Here is a 20,169-nt window from a genome sequence, read left to right on the forward strand (position 1 = left end):
ACGCGACTACCCGCCGGTAGTCACTCCCGGCCCCACGACACCCAGGTCGGGTCCGCGGCCCGCCCACCCACGACCGCGTCGGCGAGGGTGTCGAGCCTGGCGACGTGCTCGTCGGTGAGACGCACGTCGAGCGCGCCGGCGTTCTCGGTGACCCGCGCGGCGGAGCGGCTGCCCGGGATCGCCACCGACGGCAGCCCGAACTGCCGCGCCTTGGCGTCGAGCCACGCCAGCGCCACCTGCGCGATCGTCGCGCCCACCTCGTCGGCCACCGCGCGCACCGCGGCACGCACCTGCAGGTTCGCGGGCAGCGCGTCGGCGGCGAATCGGGGGAAGCGCCGGCGCAGGTCCTTCTCCCCGATCCGGGCGGCATCGAACGCGTCGGTGAGCAGACCTCGGCTGACCGGCGAGTACGGCACGAAGCCGATGCCCAGCTCGGCGGCGGTCGGCACGACGTTCTTCTCGACGTCCCGGGAGACGATGCTCCACTCGGACTGGATCGCGGCGATCGGGTGCACGGCGTGCGCGCGGCGCAGCTCGTCGCCGGTGGCCTCGGACAACCCGATGTGCCGGATCTTGCCGGCCTGCACCAGCTCGGCCAACGCGCCGACCGTGTCCTCGATGGGCACGTCCGGGTCCACACGGTGCAGGTAGTACAGGTCGACGCGGTCCACCCCGAGCCGGCCGAGGGACTCGTCGAGGGCCTTCTTCGCGTACTCGGGACGGCCGTCGATGCCGCGATTACCGCTGCCCAGCGCACCGACGAGCCCGAACTTCGTGGCCACCTGCACCTCGTCGCCGCGGTCCTGCAGCAGCTTCCCGACGACCCGTTCGCTGGTGCCGTCGCCGTAGACGTTCGCGGTATCGACAAACGTGACCCCCAGGTCGACGGCGTGATGCAGCGTCGCCAAGGCCTCGTCGAGATCGACGGGTCCGTAGGCGGGCGAGACCGACATCGCGCCGTATCCCTGTGCGCTGACGGTCAGGCCGGGGGCGAGGTCGACGGTGGGGACGGGCATGACTACTCCAGTACTGTCCGGACGATCGGGGGACCGCACCAGGTGCGGCGACACCGATCCTTCCGAACATCGCGGGCCGCCGCACGCCGGGAAACCCGGTGCCGCCGCCACCGCCCGCCTAGGCTGAATCCATGTCGTACGACTGGCTCGAACTGCAGCACATCGCCCGGCAAGGTTTCGAGAGCCGGCTCTCGGCGGTCACCGACTGGTCCGCCCCCACCCCCGACACCGAATGGGACGTCGCCACCCTGGTCCGGCACGTCGTGGACGAGCAGCGGTGGGTGCCGCCGCTGCTCGCCGGCAGGACGATCGCCGAGGCGGAGGCCGAACTCGACCCGCTCGGCGACGACCTGTCCGCCGAATGGGACCGGCACGCCGTCGACGCCTCCGTCGCGTGGGCGTCCACCGACCCGGACAAGCAGGTGCACCTGTCCTACGGGATGGTGCCCGTCCGCGACTATCTGCGGCAGCAGGTCGCGGACATCGCGATCCACACGTGGGACCTGGCCCGGGCCGTGGGGGCCGACGAGCGCCTCGATCCCGACCTGGTGGCGGCCGTGTGGGAGGACATACAACCGCAGCGGGACATGCTGGCCGCGAGCGGGCTGTTCGCGCCGCCCGTGCCGGTGCCCGACGACGCGGCCGTGCAGGACCGGTTGCTGGCGCTGACCGGGCGTGATCCCCGGTCGGGAGGAACGCGATGAGCACGCCGACCGAGCCGGAGGCGAGCAGCGCGACCGAGCCGGAGGCGAGCAGCGCGACCGAGCCGGACATCAAGCCCCGCAGCCGCGACGTCACCGACGGCCTCGAGAAGACCGCGGCGCGCGGCATGCTCCGCGCGGTCGGCATGGGCGACGACGACTGGGGCAAGCCGCAGATCGGGGTGGCCTCGTCGTGGAACGAGATCACCCCGTGCAACCTGTCGCTGGACCGGCTGGCGCAGGCGGTCAAGGACGGCGTGCACGCCGCCGGCGGGTATCCACTCGAGTTCGGCACGATCTCCGTCTCCGACGGCATCTCGATGGGCCACGAGGGGATGCACTTCTCGCTGGTGTCGCGGGAGGTGATCGCCGACAGCGTGGAGACGGTCATGCAGGCGGAGCGGCTCGACGGGTCGGTACTGCTCGCAGGATGCGACAAGTCCCTGCCCGGAATGCTGATGGCCGCCGCGCGTCTCGACCTGGCGGCCGTGTTCCTGTATGCGGGGTCGATCCTGCCGGGCGTCGCGAAGCTGTCCGACGGATCCGAACGCGACGTGACGATCATCGACGCCTTCGAGGCGGTCGGCGCCTGCGCCCGCGGGCTGATGAGCCGGGAGGACGTCGACGCGATCGAGCGGGCCATCTGCCCCGGCGAGGGCGCGTGCGGCGGCATGTACACGGCGAACACGATGGCCAGCGCGGCCGAGGCGCTCGGCATGTCGCTGCCGGGAAGCGCGGCGCCGCCGGCGACGGACCGCCGCCGCGACGGGTACGCCCGCCGCAGCGGGCAGGCCGTGGTGAACCTGCTGCGCCGCGGCATCACCGCCTCCGACATCCTCACGAAGGAGGCGTTCGAGAACGCGATCGCCGTGGTGATGGCGTTCGGTGGGTCGACCAACGCGGTGCTGCATCTGCTCGCGATCGCGCACGAGACGCAGGTCGAGCTGAGCCTGGACGACTTCTCCCGCATCGGTGCGCGCGTCCCGCACCTGGCCGACGTCAAGCCGTTCGGCCGGCACGTGATGCAGGACGTCGACCGCATCGGCGGCGTGCCGGTGATCATGAAGACCCTGCTCGACGCGGGCCTGCTGCACGGCGACTGCCTCACCGTCACCGGGCGGACCGTCGCCGAGAACCTGGCCGAGATCGCTCCGCCCGACCCGGACGGGAAGGTGTTGCGCGCACTGAGCGAACCCATCCATCCCACGGGGGGCATCACGATCCTGAAGGGCAGCCTCGCCCCGGGCGGCGCGGTGGTGAAGTCCGCCGGGTTCGACGAGTCGGTGTTCGAGGGCACCGCCCGGGTCTTCGAGCGCGAGCGTGCCGCGATGGACGCGCTCGAGGACGGCACGATCACCGCGGGAGACGTGGTGGTGATCCGGTACGAGGGCCCGAAGGGCGGGCCGGGAATGCGGGAGATGCTCGCCATCACCGGCGCGATCAAGGGTGCCGGCCTCGGTAAGGACGTGCTGCTGCTCACCGACGGGCGGTTCTCCGGCGGCACGACGGGCCTGTGCGTCGGGCACGTGGCTCCCGAGGCGGTGGACGGTGGCCCGATCGCCTTCGTCCGCGACGGCGACCCGATCCGCCTCGACGTCGCGAACGGCACCCTCGACGTGCTGGTCGACGAGGACGAACTCGCGTCCCGCCGGCAGGGGTGGGAGCCGCTGCCTCCCCGCTACACCCGCGGGGTGCTGGCCAAGTACACGAAGCTGGTCGGTTCGGCGTCGAGCGGCGCGGTCTGCGGCTGACCCGATTCGCGGATCCGTCGAGGCGGTGGAGAATCGGCCTGCGCGACGGCGCCCTACAGATCGAGGCCGAGGTCGACGTCCCGGCCGTCGAGGGCGCCCCGCAGGATCGCCTGGTCGGCCAGGTCCTCGGCCAGGAATTCCCGGAGCAGGTCCACCGCCTGCACGATCTTCCGGCTGCGCAGCGAATAGAAGACGTTGTTGCCGGAACGTCGCGCGTTCACGATGCCGCGCTCGCGGAGAACGGACAGATGCTGGCTGGCGTTGGACTGGCTGAAGCCCAGCGCCTCGCACAGGTCACCGACGCTGAGTTCGCCGTCCCGCAGCTCGTTGATGATGAGCAGTCGCTTGGGGTCGGCGATGGCCTTGCAGACTCGGGCGTGGAGTTCCTGCAACTGTGCCGCGATGTCCTGTTCCATCACCCCTCCGAACCGAGCGTCGGGTGCCGATTATAGGTGCGCCGGCCGGGCGGCAGCGGATCGCGGCGGGGCGCCGGCCCGGCGAGCGCGACGGTGCCGTCGGTGGCCGCACCGCTCAGTGGGCGGTCTTCAGCGAGGTGGCTGCCGCGCATTGGTTGCGGCCGACGTCGAGGACCTCGAGCTCGTCGTCGGCGGGGGCGAGTTGTCCGGCGTTCACGCGGCGGATCGTCTCGTAGGTGTGCGGGGCTGCGGGCAGCGAGTTCACGATCTGCTCGACGAAGCGTTCGAGGGCGTGCTCGTTCAGCAGTGTGGCGGTGAAAACCTCCTCCAACGTGGTGACGACCAGTCCTTCGGCGTTGATCTCCTCGCTGCTCGACCAGTGGGCCGGGGCGATCATCGTTCGCGGGTCGAGGGGGCGCAGCCTGTCGTGCACGCTGCGGAACAGATCCCGCGCCAGCTCCTCGGCCCGGCCGGTCAGGTCGGGCCGGCCGAGTCCCCGGACGAAGACGGTGTCGCCGACGAGCAGGACCGAATCGCTGACCAGCAGCGCCGTCGTGCCGGGGGTGTGGCCCGGCAGGTGCATGGTCATGGCCCGGACGACGGTGGACCCCAGGTCGAGTGCGTCACCCTCCTTCAGCGGCCGGTTGGGGAACGGGACGATGCCGCCGGCGTCCTCCGGCGGCAGGTGATACTCCGCATCGAGCCGGGCGGCCAGTGCCGGGCCACCACTGACATGGTCCGCGTGCACGTGGGTGTCCACGACGTGCACGATCGAAACATCTTGCATTCGAGCAAGTTCCAGGTATGCCTCGGTCGATCTGGCGGGGTCGACGACGATGCCGCGGCCGCCGGGCACGCCGACGAGGTACGACAGGCAGGCCTTCGCCGGGCGCTGGAACTGCCAGATGCGCACGTCGCCGGGGAGTCCGGTGATCTCGACGGGAACGAGGAGCCGGTTCCACGCGTCGGTACCGCCCTCGAGGGAGCGGGTGCGCAGGCCCAGCGTCTCGAACTCCTCGGCGACCAGTTCGGAGCCGTTGCCCTGTCCGCAGACGACGACGGCGCCCGCCCGCGTGACGGCGGCCTGTTCCTCGAGTTCTTCCATCACCCGATAGACCGGGACGTGGCGAGTGGGAACGGGCCGGGGTCCTTCGATCCGGCCGGCCCGGAAATCCTCGGTGCTACGGATGTCGAGGATCTCGGGAACGGTGCCCGCCTGGAGCTCGCGAAACAGTTCCAACGCTGTGACGGTATCGGCCACGTGTCCTCCCAGGGACGAAACGGGCGGGTGGTCCGCACACCGGGAGGGTGACTTTCCGAACCATCTTGCGGTATGCGCATACACGAATGTAGTGTTCTGGATCACATATCGCAACACTCCGCGCGAAGGCCGCACGAGGCCTCCCCGGCAACCACGAAAGGGGCCGGCGCATGTCGGACAACCCGCAGCGTGACGTCGACGACGCCCCGGAGAGCATGACGATCGTGGCGTGGAGCGGCGATCTGGACAGAATGTGGCCAACCCTGATCCTCGGCTCCACCGGCGCCGCCTACGGCATGTCCACGACGATCTTCTTCACCTTCTGGGGACTGTTCCCCCTGGTGCGCGACGACGTCCGGATCACCGGCACCGACGCGATGACCAAGGCGCTGGCCGGCATGAACCGGCCGGGCATGCGGCACATGAAGCTGTCGAAGCTCCACCTGGCCGGCGCCGGGCCCTGGATGATGAAAAGACTTGCGCGCCAGAAGAACGTGGCCCACCCGGCCGAGCTGGTCGAGATGTGCACCGAGCTGGGCGTGAACCTGTGGCCGTGCGAGATGACCATGGACCTGCTGGGCCTTCGCCGCGACCAGCTCCTCGAGGGAGTGGGCGAGCCCGTCGGTGCCGCCACCGCCCTGTCCGCGATGAGCAGGTCCCAGATCAGCCTCTTCATCTGACCCTTCGGAACCCAGGAGCGGACCGTGGACTACCAGATCGACGTCGTCGTCGACGCCAAGGGACAGAAATGCCCGATGCCCGTGCTGCTCGCCTCGCGTGCGATCAAGAAGCTCGAGTCCGGGCAGATCCTGCTCGTCGAGGCCACCGACGGCGGATCGAAACGCGACATCCCGTCGTGGGCGACCGACACGGGAAACGAACTGCTGGACAACAACAGCGAGGACGGCGTCCACCGCTACCTCATCCGGAAGAAGTGAGACGGTGCGCTACGGCTTCGCGATCGATCAGCGCACGTGCATCGGCTGCCACGCCTGCACGGTCGCCTGCAAGACCGAGCACGAGGTGCCGCTCGGCCAGTTCCGCACGTGGGTGAAGTACGTCGACGCGGGTGAGTTTCCGAACACCACAAGATCTTTCGGTGTGATGCGCTGCAACCACTGCACCGACGCACCGTGCGTGAAGATCTGCCCCACCGGCGCGCTGTTCAAGCGCGACGACGGAATCGTCGACTTCGACAACGAGCGCTGCATCGGCTGCAAGAGCTGCATGCAGGCGTGCCCCTACGACGCCATCTACATCGATCAGGACACCCACACCGCGGCGAAGTGCAACATGTGCGCGCACCGCGTCGACAACGACATGGAGCCTGCCTGCGTCGTGGTGTGCCCCACCCACTCGATCTGGGTCGGCGACCTCGACGACCCGACCAGCGGCATCGCCACCCTGGTCAGCACGCAGCAGACCGCCGTGCGCTCGCCGGAACAGAACACCGGGCCGAACGTCTTCTATCTCGGTGCCGACCGGGCGGTCCTCGATCCGCTGGTCGCCCCGGTCGCCGACACCTACATCTGGGCCGAGCCGGACGCGCACCGCCGCGAGACCGCGGCCGACCTGCCCGGGGATCGCACCACGAAGGCTCGCACCACGCTGAACACCGCGCATCCCCGGCCGTGGGGATGGCGCGTGACGACCTACCTGTGGACCAAGGCCGTCGCCGCCGGCGCCCTCGCCGTCGCGGGGCTGGCCCACATCCTGGGCATCGACCTGGGGTGGCTGGGCGACTACGCGGCGCCCGCAGTGGCCATGGCGGGCGCAGCCCTCACCGGAGTCCTGCTGATCTGGGACCTGAAGCGGCCGGAGCGTTTTCTCTACATCTTCCTGAGATCCAACTGGTCCTCGTGGCTCGTGTGGGGCGCCTACGCGCTGGCCGCCTTCGGCGGGGTGGCCGCCCTGTGGGTCCTCGCCGCCTTCCTCGGATCGGCTTGGGGCGCAACCGTGCTCGCCTGGGCCGCCCTGGCCTCCGGCGCGCTGGTCGCCGGCTACACCGGATTCCTCTTCGGGCAGGCCGAGGGCCGCGACCTGTGGCAGTCACCGTTGTTGTTCTGGCACCTGCTGGTTCAGGCCGCCATGGTCGGGACCGGGGCGCTGCTCGTCGTCGCGCCGTTCGCGGGTCTCTCCGACGGGGCGGTCGGCTTCCTCGTGCGCGTCTTCGTGCTCTCGACCGGACTGCACCTGCTGATGCTGGTCATCGAGTACTCCGGCCGGCACGCCAGCCGGCAGGCGACCCTGGCCGCGCACATCATCACCCGCGGCCGCTACGCCCGGCTGTTCTGGCTGGGGGCGATCGTCCCGGCAGTGGTGGCGGCCGCACTGGCCGCCCCGTCGTGGAACGGCTCCGCCGGTGCCGCCCTCCTCGTCGCGGCCGGCCTGCTGACGCAGATCTCACTGCTGGCCTACGAGACTGCGTTCGTCCGGGCGGGCCAGGACCCACCCCTGTCGTGAGCGGCCCGACCGGCACCCGACCACCCACCCGAAGGGAACCCCATGACTGCCGAGACGGAGCACACCCCGACCGGGTCGGCGCTGCCCGGTCAGCGCACGCACGAGCGGCTGCGGAACTTTCCTCCGGTCGAAAACTGGGACCACCACGTCGAATACGACGCCAAGGCCCACCCTCGTAAGGTGCCGCACGAATACATGCTGGTGCCCACCACCTGCTTCAACTGCGAATCGGCGTGCGGCCTGCTCGCATACGTGGACAAGTCCGACCTGTCCATCAAGCGGCTCGAGGGGAACCCGGCGCATCCGGGCTCACGCGGACGCAACTGCGCCAAAGGTCCCGCGACCATCAACCAGATCAAGGACCCCGAGCGCATCCTGTACCCGCTCAAGCGCGTCGGTGCCCGCGGCAGTGGGCAGTGGGAGCGCATCGGCTGGGACGAGGCCCTCGACGACATCGCCGCCCGGATCCGGGCCGCCATCGTCGAGGACCGCCGGGACGAGGTCGTCTACCACGTGGGCCGACCCGGCGAGGACGGCTTCGCCGAGCGGTTCCTGCTGGCGTGGGGGGTGGACGGACACAACAGCCACACCAACATCTGCTCCGCCGGCGCCCGGCTGGGCTACGCCCTGTGGGGTGGCTACGACCGGCCCTCACCGGACTACGCGAACGCCAAGGTCATCCTGCTGATCTCGAGCCACCTCGAGACCGGGCACTACTTCAACCCGCACGCGCAGCGGATCATGGAGGGCAAGGTCGAGGGCGGCGCCAAGGTCGTCGTGCTCGATCCGCGGCTGTCGAACACCGCGTCCCACGCCGACCTGTGGATCGCCCCGTGGCCCGGCAGCGAGGCGGCGATCCTGCTGTCCGTCGCGTCGTACCTGCTGCGCACCGGCCACATCGACCGGGCATTCCTGCGCCGCTGGGTGAACTGGCCCACCTACATGAAGCACCGCCACCCCGACCTGCCCGCCGACGACTTCGACGTGTTCGTCGGCGCACTGACCGAGGACTACGCCTGCTTCACCTTCGCCTTCGCCGCGCAGGAGGCGCAGGTACCCGAGAAGCAGATCGCCGAACTCGCCCGGATCGTCGCCACCGCCGGCTCGGCCCTGTCGGCGCACGTGTGGCGGGCGGCGACCGCCGGCAACCTCGGCGGGTGGCAGGTCTCGCGGGCCCTGTTCTTCCTCAACGTCCTCACCGGCAGCGTCGGCACCAAGGGCGGCACCAGCCCCAACGGCTGGGACAAGATCATCGCCCACGGCCCGAACCTGCCCCAGGGACACGAGTCCTGGAACGAGCTGCTCTGGCCCCCCGAGTTCCCCCTGTCGACCAACGAGATGTCGATCCTGCTGCCGCATCTGCTCCAGGACGGCCGCGGCACGCTGTCGATGTACTTCTCGCGCGTCTACAACCCGGTGTGGACCAACCCCGACGGCTTCAGCTGGCTGGAGGCCCTGACCGACGAATCGCTCGTGGGCTGCCACGTCGCACTCACCCCCACGTGGTCCGAGACGGCAACCTTCGCCGACTACGTCCTGCCCATGGGGCACAGCACCGAGCGGCACGACACCCAGTCCTACGAGCAGTACGCCGGCAAGTGGCTCGGATTCCGCCAGCCCGTCACCCGGGTGGCGCTCGAGCGCATGGGCCGGAGCGTGTCCGACTCCCGCGAGTCCAATCCCGGAGAGGTGTGGGAGGAGAACGAGTTCTGGTTCGAGCTGTCCTGGCGCATCGACCCCGACGGCAGCCTCGGCATCCGCAAGTTCTTCGAATCCCCCTACCGGCCCGGGCAGAAGGTCACCGTCGACGAGTACTACCGGTGGGTGTTCGAGAACAGCGTGCCCGGCCTGCCGAAGGCCGCGGCCGACCAAGGGCTCACCCCACTGGAGTACATGCGCAGATACGGCGTCTTCGAGGTCGCCAAGGACACCTACCGGCTCGACGAGCGGCCGCTGACGGCCGCCGAGACCGAGGGGGCGGACCCGGACGAGCACGGGGTGCTGCGCAAACCCGTCACCCTGGACTCGACCCCGCCGCTCGTCGGCGAGGCGGGTGCCGTCGGTGTCGTCCACGAGGACGGCAGCAGGACCGCCGGGTGGCTCACCCCGTCGCGCAAACTCGAGCTGTTCAGCGAGACCATGGTCGACTTCGGGTGGGAGGAGTACGCCACGCCCGGCTACATCGAGTCCCACGTCGGGCACCGCTCGATCGACCCGGCGAACAACGAGATCGTGCTCGTGCCGACCTTCCGCCTGCCGACCCTGGTCCATACTCGGTCCGCGAACGCGAAGTACCTCAACGAGATCAGCAACACGCATCCGCTGTGGACGAATCCCTCGGACGCCGCGCGCTTCGGCGTCGGCACGGGTGACCTGGTCCGGGTCAACACCGAGATCGGGTACTTCGTGGCCCGTGTGTGGGCGACCGAGTCGATCCGCCCCGGCGTCCTCGCGCTCTCGCACCACATGGGCCGCTGGCGCACGTCCGAGAACGCCGGATCCCGTTGGGCTATGGGCCTCGTCGATCTCGACAACGACGGAGACGGGGTGTGGCGGTTGCGCTACAAGCAGGGCGTACAGCCGTTCCGCAGCGACGACCCGGACAGCGAGCGGATCTACTGGGAAGACCCCGGCGTGCATCAGAACCTCGCCTTCGCCGTGCACCCCGACCCGCTGTCGGGCATGCACTGCTGGCACCAGAAGGTGCGCGTGGAGAAGGCCCACACCGACGACCGGTACGGCGACGTGGTGGTGGACACCCGGCGGTCCCGCGAGGTCTACCGCGCCTGGCTGGCATATACCCGGCCCGGCCCCAGCCGGTCCGGGCTGCGCCGCCCGGAGTTCCTGATGCGCCCGGTCAAACCCCGCCGGCGTGCCTTCCGCGCGCCCGGGACGGAGGAGCGAACATGAGCCTGCTGTCGCGGAGGACGTCCGGCCCGGCGGTCTCCGCGGCTGCGGTGCGTGCCGCGCTGGCCCGGGTCGAGGATCCCGAGCTGCATCTGCCGCTCGAGCAGGCCGGCATGCTCGGCGAGGTGAGGATCGATCGCTCCGGACTCGTCCGGGTGACCGTCCGGCTCACCACCTCCTCGTGTCCGATGCAGGCCTCCCTCTCCGCCGACGTCACCGCGGCCGCCGGGGCAGTCGCCGGCGTGACCGGCGTCGAGGTCGTCTTCACGGCGATGAGCGAAGCCGAGCGGAGGCGGCTCGCCGCCCGCTTGCGCGGCACGAGACCAGAGGACGCTCCCCCCTTCGGTCCCGATTCGGCGACCCGGGTGTACGCCGTGGCCTCCGGCAAGGGCGGCGTCGGCAAGTCGACGCTCACGGCCAACCTCGCGGTGGCGCTGGCCCAGCAGGGCAAGCGGGTCGGCGTTCTCGACGCCGACGTCTGGGGTTATTCCGTTCCGCATCTGTTCGGGGTGCACCGCGCACCGGTCGCCCTGCACGGAACGATGCTGCCGGTCGAGGCGTGCGGCGTCGCCCTCATGTCCGTCGGGTTCTTCGTCCGCGACGACGAGCCGGTCGTCTGGCGCGGCCCCATGCTGCACAAGGCGATCGAGCAGTTCCTGCGCGACGTGTACTGGGGTGAACTCGACGTCCTGCTCATCGACCTGCCACCGGGCACCGGAGATGTGACACTCTCGCTGCTCGAACTCGTGCCGGACGCGGCGCTCCTCGTCGTCACCACGCCCCAGCCGGCGGCCCAGACCGTCGCTCAACGGGTGGGCCGCATGGCGCGTGATCTGCGGATGCCGGTTGCCGGCGTCGTGGAGAACATGTCGGCGCTGGTGTGCTCGTCGTGCCACGCGAGCACACCGTTGTTCGGTACCGGAGGCGGCGAGCGCCTCGCCCGGGCCGTCGCGGCACCGCTCCTCGGGCAGGTGCCCCTCGACCTCGACCTTCGCGCGGCGGGCGACAGCGGCATCCCGGCCATGGTGGCGACGCCGCACGCCCATTCCGTCTCGCAGATCCGGCAGATCGCCGCGGCCCTGCCGGCCCCGAGACGAAGCCTCGTCGGCCGGCCGCTACCGCTGTCGGTCCCGTAGCCGGCCGACGAGCCCGCGCCTGTACGTCAGATGGGGCGGTAACCCGCGCCGACGCCGCCCCGGGCGTCGACGTCGCCGAGGATCGTGACGAAGTTGGTGCCCACCTCCGGGCCGATGCACGGTGTGAGCAGGTAGGCGTTGACCATCGCGACGAGCGTCGTGCCGACGACCAGCGGGGCGCCGGAGTCGCCCTCGACGACGCACACCTGCGTCCAGGTCTCCTGGGAATTGAACACGTCGCCCCACACGACACCACAGGTGTTGCCGGTGGTGCGGCCTTCCTTGCACGCCACGTTGGGGAACCCCACGGGGGTGCCGACGCCGGTGATGGTGACGTTGCCGACCCGGTTCACCGGCGCGACGCGGCCGCGGTCGAACTCGATCACCGAGTAGTCGAGCACCTCGTTGGTGCCGACGATGCGCCCGACGACCCCGGCCCCGGGGTCCGCCTCGGACTTCACGGTCGTCCCGGGACCGCCGCAGTGGCCGGCGGTGAAGCCGACGAGCCGGCCGGCACGGTCGTTGCCGATCGTGGCGAGCGTGCAGTCGAACAGATCCTCGGATCCGTTGCCGAGCGTGATGCCCGACCCGCCCCCGAGCGGAACCGGCGGCGCCGCCACCGCGACCCCCGTCCCACCTGTCAGCAGTGCGACCCCCGCGACGATCGCCATCGCAACGCGCTTGAACATGAGCCCTCCCGCCCGGCCGGTTCCGGCCGCATCAGCGGATCAGACTACCCGGTCGGGCCCGATCCCAGGCTCTCCAACGCCTTTCTGGCCTCCTCGAGTTCGCGGCTGAGCTGCGCGACGCGTTCCTCCGCGGCCTGGCGCGCCGCGTCGATCACGGACCGGACCGCCTCGAGGGCCGCCTCGTCGCCGAGCTCGAGCACGGCGCGCTCCACGGCGTCGGGGCTGACGGGATTGGCCTTGCTCAGGCGCCGGGTGCCCTGCGCGACACCGACCGTCCACTCCTGCTCGGGGTCGATGGTGATGGTGACGGTCACGCCGGGCTGCTTCTTGGGCCGGCGCGACGCCGCCTTCGGCTTCGGGGTCGCGCCGGTCTGCGGTTCGGGTGCGGTCGGCGGCACGGTGGTGGTCTCCTTCGTGGCGGGGGTGGATGCCGGGGACGACGAGCTCTTCGGGGCGGGAGCGCGGGAGGGACCCGACGTGGTGGGCTGCGACGCGGACGTGCGCGGGGTGGTGGGGCGCGGGGTGGTGGGGCGCGGGGTCGATCGATCCGCGGCCTTGCGGACCGGCTTCGACGGCTCCTTCGTCAGACGCAGCTCCTCGGCCTCGAAGGGCAGCTCGTCGTCGACGCCCTTGGGACGGACGGTGACCGTGCGGCCCGCCACCGACACCGCCCGGGCCGACGCGCCCGGGGCGATGCCCAGGCTCGTAATGCCCTCGATGAGATAGACGGTGGCGCGGCGACCGTCCGCGACGGCGGTGGTCAGCTCGGCGAGCTGCTCGTCGGTGAGGTGATCCGGGCCGGTTGTGCCGGCTCGTCTGCGGGGCGGCATGCCACGTCCTTTCGGGCTGGGTGGTGCAGGAGGCGCGACCACTGTCGCACACAGGTGCGACACTCTCGCGGATTCGTTGCGCGCCCGAACCGAGGTGGGCCATGCTGGGTCGGCCGGTCACGTTCGGCGGCCGGGAAGGAGCGACGTGAGCGCGTCGGAGCAACCGGAGCTCGAGCCCGAGCTCCTGCAGGCCGTGCAGGCCGAACTCGAGCGGACCCTGCTCGGCGGCGAGCGCCGCTACACCCAGCGGGAGAGCGCCGACCTGGCCGGGGTGGACTCCGAACGCGCCCAACGACTCTGGCAGGCGCTCGGATTCACCGTGGATCCGGACCCGGACGCGCGGACCTTCACGGACGGCGACGTCGCGGCGCTGCGGAACATCGACGCGATCGTGGCGAGCGGCGCCCTGCACCCCGACCTGGAACTGGCGGCCGCGCGGTCGCTGGGACAGTCCATGTCGCGGCTGGCCGAGTGGGAGGTGGCCCTGATGAACACCCACATCCTCGATCGGCTCGAGACCGAGTACACCGGGACCACCCCCTCCGAGCGGGAGATCCGGTCGTTCGTCGACGAACTGCTGCAACGGGTCCTGCCCCTGACCGAGACCTTGCAGCTGTACGTGTGGCGACGGCACCTGGCGGCAACGACGGGACGCAACGTGGTGCGGGCCGGGGGCGAGTCGGCCGGCCGGGTCCTGGTCGTCGGCTTCGCCGACATGGTGGGGTACACGCGCCTGACCCGCCGGATCGACGCCGACGAGCTCAACGACCTGCTCGAGGACTTCGAGTCGACCGCGACGGGGATCGTGACCCAGGGCGGCGGCTGGGTGATCAAGACCGTGGGCGACGAGGTGATGTTCGCCGCCGAGGATCCGGCGGACGCCGCGCGGATCGCGCTGGCGCTGCAGGAGTCGTCCGGCTCCCGTCCCGACGCCCCGGATCTCCGGGTGGGAATGGCGCAGGGGCCGGTGCTGGCCCGGTTCGGGGACGTGTTCGGGTCGGCGGTCAACATCGCAGCGCGGCTGACCGGTGCCGCGCGTCCGGGAACGGTGCTGGTCGATTCGACCCTCGCCGGCGTGCTCGACGGCGACGACCGGTTCCGGCTGCGTCCCCTGCGCGCGCTGCGGGTCAAGGACTTCCACCGGCTGCGGCCGTCGGTGCTGCGTCCGCCTCAGGACTGAGCGGTGCCCGTGCCCGACGGGTTCGCGGCGGGCACGTCGTCGACGATCCGCCCGCATGCGTCGCGGCCCGTGCTGGCGGGCGCGGTGCCGTGCGCGTGGTGGCCCGGGCCGGAAGTCACCGTTGTGCGACGGCGGCCGTCGAGGTAACCTCGGATTAACAGTTACCAGTCGTCACACTAAAAAGGTGGAGACATGACCGCATCGCTCACCCGCCCGTCGGAAGCCGAGAGCACGGGCTTCGTCCCCGGCGTCCCGCTCTCCGACCGCGAGGAGACGGCGCAGCGCCTGCTCGCCTCGTCGGCCCGCAAGTCCTACGACCCGACGGTCGAGGTCGACTGGGAGGCCCCCGTCCCCGCCGACAAGTACGGAATGACCCCCGAGTGGAGCACGCTGTACGGCACCGCGCTGTGGGACGAGATGACCGAGGAACAGCGCATCGAGCTGACCAAGCACGAGGCCGCGAGCGTCTCGAGCGTGGGTCTGTGGTTCGAGATCCTGCTCATGCAGATGCTGCTGCGCGACGTCTACAACCGCGACAAGCACTCCCGACACGTCCAGTTCGCCCTCACCGAGGTCGCCGACGAATGCCGTCACTCCGTCATGTTCGGCCGCGCCGGCGAGCGCCTCGGCATGCCGGACTACGGTCCCGCCCGCTACATCCACCGCCTCGGCCAGCTGTGGGGCGGATTCTTCCGGGGCGCCAACGCCTACGCGAGCGTCATGGCCGCCGAGGAGATCCTGGACATGATGCAGCGCGACTTCATGCGCGACGAACGCGTCCAGCCGGTCACGCGCACGGTCAGCAAGATCCACGTTCTCGAGGAGGCCCGGCACATCCGGTTCGCCCGCGAGGAGGTCGCGCGCCGCCTGGCCGGCGCGAGCCGCACCCGCCTACAGTTCGAGCGCATCAACACCGCCGTGACCGTGTACTTCGTGGTCAAGAGCATGATCCACCCCGACGTGTACAGCAACGCGGGCGTCGACCGCGACCGGGCAATCGCCGAGGCCCGGAACAACACCCACTACCACGACCGCGTGCGCAAGTCCGGCGCCAAGCTGATGACGTTCCTCGACAGCGTCGGCCTGATCGGCGGTCCGTCGAAGATCCTCTACAAGAAGGTCCATCTCCTCTGAGCCGCCGACTCGGAGGTCGCGCGAGCTCGTGGGGTCTCGCGCGACCCCGCCCGGCCGTCGGGCCGCCCGGATTCGTCGAACGTGCTCACTGCGGTCGACGCTCGAGGTAGGCCCGATCCCAGTGGCCGAGCTCGGCGGCTGCCTCATAGGTGCTGCGCAGGAACCGCAGCAGTTCCGCGTCGGGGTCGGCGGCGGTCCGCACCGCCTCGTACGGCAACAGGAACTCACCCAGCTCGGCGGAGTAGTAGGCGGCGTCCGGGCGCACCGGATGCGCGGCGAAGCCCTCCGGTGCGGGGTAGGCGTAGGAATAGAAGGCCCCTTCGTCCGCACCGCCGGGCCAGAATCCGCAGCTGCTGAGCTCGTGCGAGTACGCCTCGGTCATCACCCAGTCGGCACAGTTGGGGATTCCTCCGGGGTGCGGTGGCGCGGTGCGTCCGGAGAAGCGGGTACAGGCGAGATCCATCGCGCCCCAGAAGAAGTGCACCGGACTGACCTTGCCGAGGAAGTCCCCTCGGAACTCGTGGAGGATGCGGTCGGCGTGTAGCAGTTGCCGCCAGAAGAGGTGGGCCGCATCGGGGTCGTACGTGTTGTGCTCGCGGTCCTGCGCGAACGGGATCGCCGGATCCACCTCGTTGGGGGTGCCCTGGATTCGCGTGGCGATGCCCAACTCGTCCAGGGCGCCCAGAGTGCGGGAGTAGAAGTCCGCCACCGATTGTGCGGTGAGCGGGACGAAACGGCTGCCGCCGTCGCTCGAGCGGATGTGCAGGCGGTGCTCGCAGAAGTCGAACTCGACGTCGAAGGCGGCGTGCCGGTAGGGGATCGACGAGGTGCCCAGCCCGCGTGGAGTGACATACAGCGTCGCCTGCCACCAGTGGTTGACCATCGGCGCGTGGGCCAGCCGGATCTTGCCGACGATCTGCAGCCACATGTGCAGGGTGTCCCGGGTCGCGGCCCAGTCGGCCGTCCGCAGAGTCGGCCACGCCCCTCCGGGAACCGGTGTCGATTCGTTCACTACGCCTCCCACGGTCCGGGAATCGACCCTACTCGGCCGGACCGCCGGCCGGGGCGCTGTCGACGGGATTCTCCGCTCCGGCCGAGGCACCGGTCCTGTGCGCGTTCGTCGCCCGCGGAGCCGGGGAGGGCCGTACTGTGCGGGCGGCGACGCACGCCGATCGGCAAACCCGGATTCGTGCAAGTGCTGCAGCACCGTCACCGGCGGCGCAGAATTCAGGTACGAACCGCGAGTCCCGCCGGGAGCACCATGGCCACATCGTCCGACCTCCCCACGGTGGGGGTCGAGGAGGAGTTCCTCCTCGTCGACGCGGAAACCGGGGAACCCGCCGTCAACAACTCCGAGGTCGTCGCGCAGGCCCGCGACCTCGGCGTGGAACTGCAGTACGAGCTGGACCGGTGTCAGGTCGAAACGGCGTCGGACGTGTGCCACGACGCCCTCGAGCTGTACACCGACCTGTCCACCCGGCGGTCCCTGGTCGCCGAGGCCGCCCGCCGCTGCGGCTCCCGGCTGGTGGCGGTCGGTGTCCCGGTCGTCGGGTCGCGCGAGCTGCCGGTCACGGCGAAGCCGCGCTACCTGCGCATGGAACGCGTCTTCGGCATGCTGGCCCGGGAACAGGGCATCTGCGGCTGTCACGTGCACGTGGCCGTGCCGGATCGCGCCACCGCCGTGCAGGTGAGCAATCATCTCCGGCCGTGGCTGCCGTCCCTGCTGGCGCTGTCGGCCAACTCCCCGATCCACCGCGGCGTCGACACCGGGTACGCGAGCTGGCGCTCGATCCTGTGGTCGCGCTGGCCGAGCGCCGGTCCGCCACCGTACTTCTCGTCCCTCGAGGAGTACGACCGCACCGTCGCGGCGATGCTGGAGTGCGGCAGCATCCTCGACAAGGCGATGGTCTACTGGGACGTCCGCCCGTCGACCAATTTCCCCACCGTCGAGGTGCGGGTGTGCGATGTCCCCTCGACCGTCGCCGAGACGGTCCTCGTGGCCGTCCTCGTCCGCGCTCTGGTGCTCACCGCTCTGCGTGCCCTCGATGCCGGCCGCATCGCCGAGCCGTTCTCCTCCGAAGTGCTGCGGGCCGCGTACTGGCGCGCGGCGCACGACGGGCTGCCCGGTGACGGCATCGACCTTCCGTCGACCGCCCGTCGCCCGACCGCGCACCTGCTCCGGGCGATGATCGAGCACGTCCGGCCGGCCCTCGAGGACCTCGACAGCTACCAGCACGCCCGCGAGGGCCTGCACACCGTGCTGGCGTGCGGCAACGGGGCCGTCCGGCAGCGGCAGGTGCTCTCGGCCGGCGGCACCGCCCGGGACGTGATCGCCCGGCTGGCCGAACTGACGCCCGCCGGGTGCCCCCACTGAGCCGCGGAACACACGCACCTATCCCTAGCTTTCCGGTCGGGAATTGGTTACGGTCTGCGCCGTGCTCCTGCTGACCCGTCGCCGCCACATCGACTTCGCCCGCACGGCGACGTCCACGTGTCCGTGCCCGTAGGCCCGTCTCTCCCCCGAACCGACTGTCGAGGAAGCACATTCATGACCACTGCTCCGTCCACCCACCTGCGCGCCGTCGTCGACACGAATCGTGAGGCGATCGCCGACGACCCCACCCGGGCTCACGCCGTCTTCCGCGCCGAAGCGCACGGGCACGACGCCGTCGCCAGCACCGTCGCCCTCGGCAGGTTCAGCGTCGAGGTCGACGAACCGCCGGCCCTGGGCGGGGAGAACACCGCGCCGAACCCCGTCGAGTACTACCTCGCCTCGCTGCTGTCCTGCCAGGTGGTGACCTACCGCGTCTGGGCGGAGCGGCTCGGGATCCGCGTCGACGACATCTCGGCGCGCGCCGAGGGCGATCTGGACGTGCGCGGGTTCTTCGGCTTCGACGACGTCCGCCCCGGATTCGGGGAGGTGCGGGTCGCCGTCACGCTGTCGGGACCGGAGCCGCGCGAACGCTACCTCGAACTGCAGGAAGCGGTGGACGCCCACTGCCCCGTCCTCGATCTGACGCGCAACCCCACCCCGGTGCGGACCGTGGTCGAGATCGCGTGAATTCCGGGGAGCGCTGGTCGGCGCCCCGCACAACAGATAGTGTCGGGCGCGTGAGCCGGACACGAATGCAGGCAATGCCGGGGCCTTCCGCCCGCTGCCGGGCCGTGCGCATGTGTATCTGCGGGTGTCCGGCCGCCTGACCGGCCGCACCCGGACCTCGCCCGTATCGGGCATCCCGATTGTGCATCCGACGTGGCGTTCCCCGTGTCGAGTCCCGCGCGGGAACCGTCACGTCACCTCGAGACGATTGTCGAACGAAAGACGGAGCAGCAACCCATGAGCGAAACCCCCGCAACCGATCCCGCCGCCGGCTGGAGCTTCGAGACCAAGCAGATCCACGTGGGCCAGCCCGGCGGCGGCGACACCCGCGCCCGCGCCCTGCCGATCTACCAGACCACCAGCTACACCTTCGACAGCACCGACCACGCCGCCGCCCTGTTCGGCCTCACCGAACCGGGCAACATCTACACCCGCATCATGAACCCCACCCAGGACGCGGTCGAACAACGCATCGCCGCCCTCGAAGGCGGCGCCGCCGCCCTGCTGCTGTCCTCCGGCCAGGCCGCCGAAACCTTCGCCGTGCTCAACCTCGCCGCCGCCGGCGACCACCTCGTCTCCAGCCCCTACCTCTACGGCGGCACCTACAACCTGTTCCACTACACCCTGCCCCGACTCGGCATCGAGGTCACCTTCGTCGACGACCCCGACGACCTCGACCAGTGGCGCGCCGCGATCCGCCCCACCACCCGCGCCTTCTACGGCGAAACCATCGCCAACCCCAAGAACCACCTCCTCGACCTGCCGGGCATCTCCGGGGTGGCCCACGAGCACCACCTGCCGCTGATCGTCGACAACACCGTCGCCACCCCCTACCTGATCCGCCCCCTCGAGCACGGCGCCGACATCGTCGTGCACTCGGCCACCAAATACCTCGGCGGCCACGGCACCGCCATCGCCGGCGTCCTCGTCGACGGCGGCACCTTCGACTGGACCGCCACCGGCCCCGACGGCACCGCGCGCCACCCCCAGTTCGTCACCCCCGACCCCAGCTACCACGGCGTGGTCTACGCCGACCTCGGCGCCCCCGCCTACGCCCTCAAGGCCCGCGTGCAACTGCTGCGCGACCTCGGCGCCGCGGTCTCCCCGTTCAACGCCTTCCTCATCGCCCAGGGCCTGGAAACCCTGTCGCTGCGCATGGAACGGCACGTCGCCAACGCCGCCCGCGTCGCCGAGTTCCTCACCACCCGCCCCGAGGTCACCGCGGTGTCCTACGCCGGCCTGCCCTCCTCCCCCTGGTACCGGCGCGGCCGGCAGCTCGCCCCCCGCGGCACCGGCGCCATCGTCACCTTCGAACTCGCCGGCGGCGTCGACGCCGGCAAGAAGTTCGTCGACGCACTGACCCTGCACAGCCACGTCGCCAACATCGGCGACGTCCGCTCGCTGGTCATCCACCCCGCCTCCACCACCCACTCCCAGCTCACCGCCACCGAGCAACTCGCCGCCGGCGTCACCCCCGGCCAGGTCCGCCTCGCCGTGGGCATCGAAGGCATCGACGACATCCTCGCCGACATCACCACCGGCCTCGAGGCCGCCGGCGCCTGATCACGGCCGCACGCATCGATCC

At 70.7% G+C, this 20,169-nt stretch carries 18 protein-coding genes; 12 read left to right on the forward strand and 6 right to left on the reverse strand.

Translation table 11 applies throughout. The annotated features are described in order from the left end of the window. Positions 1-20: 20 nt before the first annotated feature. A complete protein-coding gene (locus tag KZJ41_RS24945) occupies positions 21-1,016 on the reverse strand; it encodes an aldo/keto reductase (RefSeq protein ID WP_050035972.1) in 996 nt (331 codons plus the stop codon). Positions 1,017-1,147: 131 nt separating this feature from the next. Between KZJ41_RS24945 and KZJ41_RS24950 the strand changes: the two genes are divergently transcribed. Beyond that, positions 1,148-1,720 carry a TIGR03086 family metal-binding protein gene (locus tag KZJ41_RS24950; RefSeq protein ID WP_050035973.1) on the forward strand — a complete coding sequence of 191 codons (573 nt, stop codon included), beginning with the start codon at positions 1,148-1,150 and terminating at the stop codon, positions 1,718-1,720. Then, positions 1,717-3,468 (forward strand): dihydroxy-acid dehydratase, encoded by a 1,752-nt coding sequence (gene ilvD, locus KZJ41_RS24955; RefSeq protein WP_251549788.1) that lies wholly within the window; start codon positions 1,717-1,719, stop codon positions 3,466-3,468. The genes KZJ41_RS24950 and ilvD overlap by 4 nt, the downstream gene beginning before the upstream one ends. Before the next feature lie 53 nt (positions 3,469-3,521). Here the strand turns inward: ilvD and KZJ41_RS24960 are convergent, their stop codons facing one another. Together KZJ41_RS24960 and KZJ41_RS24965 are read right to left on the reverse strand one after the other, a co-directional pair. Continuing rightward, the gene (locus KZJ41_RS24960; protein ID WP_006930324.1) at positions 3,522-3,884 is read right to left on the reverse strand and encodes a helix-turn-helix transcriptional regulator; all 363 of its coding nucleotides are present in this window, start codon (positions 3,882-3,884) and stop codon (positions 3,522-3,524) included. A gap of 115 nt (positions 3,885-3,999) precedes the next feature. Further along, entirely contained in the window at positions 4,000-5,124 is a 1,125-nt protein-coding gene (locus tag KZJ41_RS24965) for an MBL fold metallo-hydrolase (RefSeq protein WP_231772402.1), read from the reverse strand. A gap of 191 nt (positions 5,125-5,315) precedes the next feature. Between KZJ41_RS24965 and KZJ41_RS24970 the strand changes: the two genes are divergently transcribed. From KZJ41_RS24970 to KZJ41_RS24990, 5 genes are read left to right on the forward strand one after another with little or no spacing between them, the layout of a single operon-like run. Next, the gene (locus tag KZJ41_RS24970) at positions 5,316-5,825 is read left to right on the forward strand and encodes a DsrE/DsrF/DrsH-like family protein (protein ID WP_006930336.1); all 510 of its coding nucleotides are present in this window, start codon (positions 5,316-5,318) and stop codon (positions 5,823-5,825) included. A gap of 24 nt (positions 5,826-5,849) precedes the next feature. Continuing rightward, positions 5,850-6,083 carry a sulfurtransferase TusA family protein gene (locus KZJ41_RS24975; RefSeq protein WP_029546361.1) on the forward strand — a complete coding sequence of 78 codons (234 nt, stop codon included), beginning with the start codon at positions 5,850-5,852 and terminating at the stop codon, positions 6,081-6,083. A gap of 4 nt (positions 6,084-6,087) precedes the next feature. Further along, positions 6,088-7,608: a 4Fe-4S dicluster domain-containing protein gene (locus KZJ41_RS24980; RefSeq protein ID WP_102800585.1), complete on the forward strand. Its 1,521-nt coding sequence runs from the start codon at positions 6,088-6,090 to the stop codon at positions 7,606-7,608. A 42-nt stretch (positions 7,609-7,650) separates the two neighbouring features. Next, positions 7,651-10,518 (forward strand): molybdopterin-dependent oxidoreductase, encoded by a 2,868-nt coding sequence (locus KZJ41_RS24985; protein WP_102800584.1) that lies wholly within the window; start codon positions 7,651-7,653, stop codon positions 10,516-10,518. Beyond that, a complete protein-coding gene (locus tag KZJ41_RS24990) occupies positions 10,515-11,651 on the forward strand; it encodes an Mrp/NBP35 family ATP-binding protein (protein ID WP_102800583.1) in 1,137 nt (378 codons plus the stop codon). Before KZJ41_RS24985 ends, KZJ41_RS24990 begins: the two co-directional genes overlap by 4 nt. A 26-nt stretch (positions 11,652-11,677) precedes the next feature. On the opposite strand, the gene KZJ41_RS24995 is transcribed toward KZJ41_RS24990, so the two are convergent. Further along, positions 11,678-12,340, reverse strand: coding sequence for a hypothetical protein (locus KZJ41_RS24995; protein ID WP_006930345.1), 663 nt, complete (start codon positions 12,338-12,340; stop codon positions 11,678-11,680). 44 nt (positions 12,341-12,384) lie between these two features. After that, positions 12,385-13,170 carry a DUF6319 family protein gene (locus KZJ41_RS25000; RefSeq protein WP_065922025.1) on the reverse strand — a complete coding sequence of 262 codons (786 nt, stop codon included), beginning with the start codon at positions 13,168-13,170 and terminating at the stop codon, positions 12,385-12,387. 145 nt (positions 13,171-13,315) lie between these two features. Between KZJ41_RS25000 and KZJ41_RS25005 the strand changes: the two genes are divergently transcribed. Both KZJ41_RS25005 and KZJ41_RS25010 read left to right on the forward strand, forming a co-directional pair. Then, complete coding sequence (locus tag KZJ41_RS25005; RefSeq protein ID WP_029546367.1) at positions 13,316-14,350, forward strand: adenylate/guanylate cyclase domain-containing protein; 1,035 nt, start codon at positions 13,316-13,318, stop codon at positions 14,348-14,350. Positions 14,351-14,542: 192 nt separating this feature from the next. Further along, positions 14,543-15,484, forward strand: coding sequence for a diiron oxygenase (locus KZJ41_RS25010; protein WP_102800582.1), 942 nt, complete (start codon positions 14,543-14,545; stop codon positions 15,482-15,484). Between the two features lie 85 nt (positions 15,485-15,569). Here the strand turns inward: KZJ41_RS25010 and KZJ41_RS25015 are convergent, their stop codons facing one another. Beyond that, on the reverse strand, positions 15,570-16,496 hold the full coding sequence (locus KZJ41_RS25015) for a DUF5996 family protein (protein ID WP_006930350.1): 927 nt from the start codon (positions 16,494-16,496) through the stop codon (positions 15,570-15,572). Positions 16,497-16,745: 249 nt separating this feature from the next. Between KZJ41_RS25015 and KZJ41_RS25020 the strand changes: the two genes are divergently transcribed. The 3 genes from KZJ41_RS25020 to KZJ41_RS25030 all read left to right on the forward strand — a co-directional run bounded on the left by KZJ41_RS25020 (position 16,746) and on the right by KZJ41_RS25030 (position 20,147). Next, a complete protein-coding gene (locus tag KZJ41_RS25020) occupies positions 16,746-17,858 on the forward strand; it encodes a glutamate--cysteine ligase (RefSeq protein WP_043802883.1) in 1,113 nt (370 codons plus the stop codon). Between the two features lie 174 nt (positions 17,859-18,032). Continuing rightward, entirely contained in the window at positions 18,033-18,545 is a 513-nt protein-coding gene (locus KZJ41_RS25025; protein ID WP_006930353.1) for an OsmC family protein, read from the forward strand. A 276-nt stretch (positions 18,546-18,821) separates the two neighbouring features. Then, entirely contained in the window at positions 18,822-20,147 is a 1,326-nt protein-coding gene (locus KZJ41_RS25030) for a bifunctional o-acetylhomoserine/o-acetylserine sulfhydrylase (protein WP_065922022.1), read from the forward strand. Positions 20,148-20,169: the final 22 nt, after the last annotated feature.

The organism is Rhodococcus sp. 11-3 (genome assembly GCF_023704055.1).
GTDB lineage: Bacteria > Actinomycetota > Actinomycetes > Mycobacteriales > Mycobacteriaceae > Rhodococcus > Rhodococcus aetherivorans.

Excerpts from the sequence above, each read along its gene's own strand:
- KZJ41_RS24945 (WP_050035972.1), bottom strand. The coding sequence starts at position 1,016 with ATGCCCGTCCCCACCGTCGACCTCGCCCCCGGCCTGACCGTCAGCGCA.
- KZJ41_RS24970 (WP_006930336.1), top strand. The coding sequence starts at position 5,316 with ATGTCGGACAACCCGCAGCGTGACGTCGACGACGCCCCGGAGAGCATG.
- KZJ41_RS24960 (WP_006930324.1), bottom strand. The coding sequence starts at position 3,884 with ATGGAACAGGACATCGCGGCACAGTTGCAGGAACTCCACGCCCGAGTC.
- KZJ41_RS24995 (WP_006930345.1), bottom strand. The coding sequence starts at position 12,340 with ATGTTCAAGCGCGTTGCGATGGCGATCGTCGCGGGGGTCGCACTGCTG.
- KZJ41_RS25020 (WP_043802883.1), top strand. The coding sequence starts at position 16,746 with ATGGCCACATCGTCCGACCTCCCCACGGTGGGGGTCGAGGAGGAGTTC.
- KZJ41_RS25010 (WP_102800582.1), top strand. The coding sequence starts at position 14,543 with ATGACCGCATCGCTCACCCGCCCGTCGGAAGCCGAGAGCACGGGCTTC.
- KZJ41_RS25000 (WP_065922025.1), bottom strand. The coding sequence starts at position 13,170 with ATGCCGCCCCGCAGACGAGCCGGCACAACCGGCCCGGATCACCTCACC.
- KZJ41_RS25025 (WP_006930353.1), top strand. The coding sequence starts at position 18,033 with ATGACCACTGCTCCGTCCACCCACCTGCGCGCCGTCGTCGACACGAAT.
- KZJ41_RS24985 (WP_102800584.1), top strand. The coding sequence starts at position 7,651 with ATGACTGCCGAGACGGAGCACACCCCGACCGGGTCGGCGCTGCCCGGT.
- KZJ41_RS24990 (WP_102800583.1), top strand. The coding sequence starts at position 10,515 with ATGAGCCTGCTGTCGCGGAGGACGTCCGGCCCGGCGGTCTCCGCGGCT.
- ilvD (WP_251549788.1), top strand. The coding sequence starts at position 1,717 with ATGAGCACGCCGACCGAGCCGGAGGCGAGCAGCGCGACCGAGCCGGAG.
- KZJ41_RS24950 (WP_050035973.1), top strand. The coding sequence starts at position 1,148 with ATGTCGTACGACTGGCTCGAACTGCAGCACATCGCCCGGCAAGGTTTC.
- KZJ41_RS25030 (WP_065922022.1), top strand. The coding sequence starts at position 18,822 with ATGAGCGAAACCCCCGCAACCGATCCCGCCGCCGGCTGGAGCTTCGAG.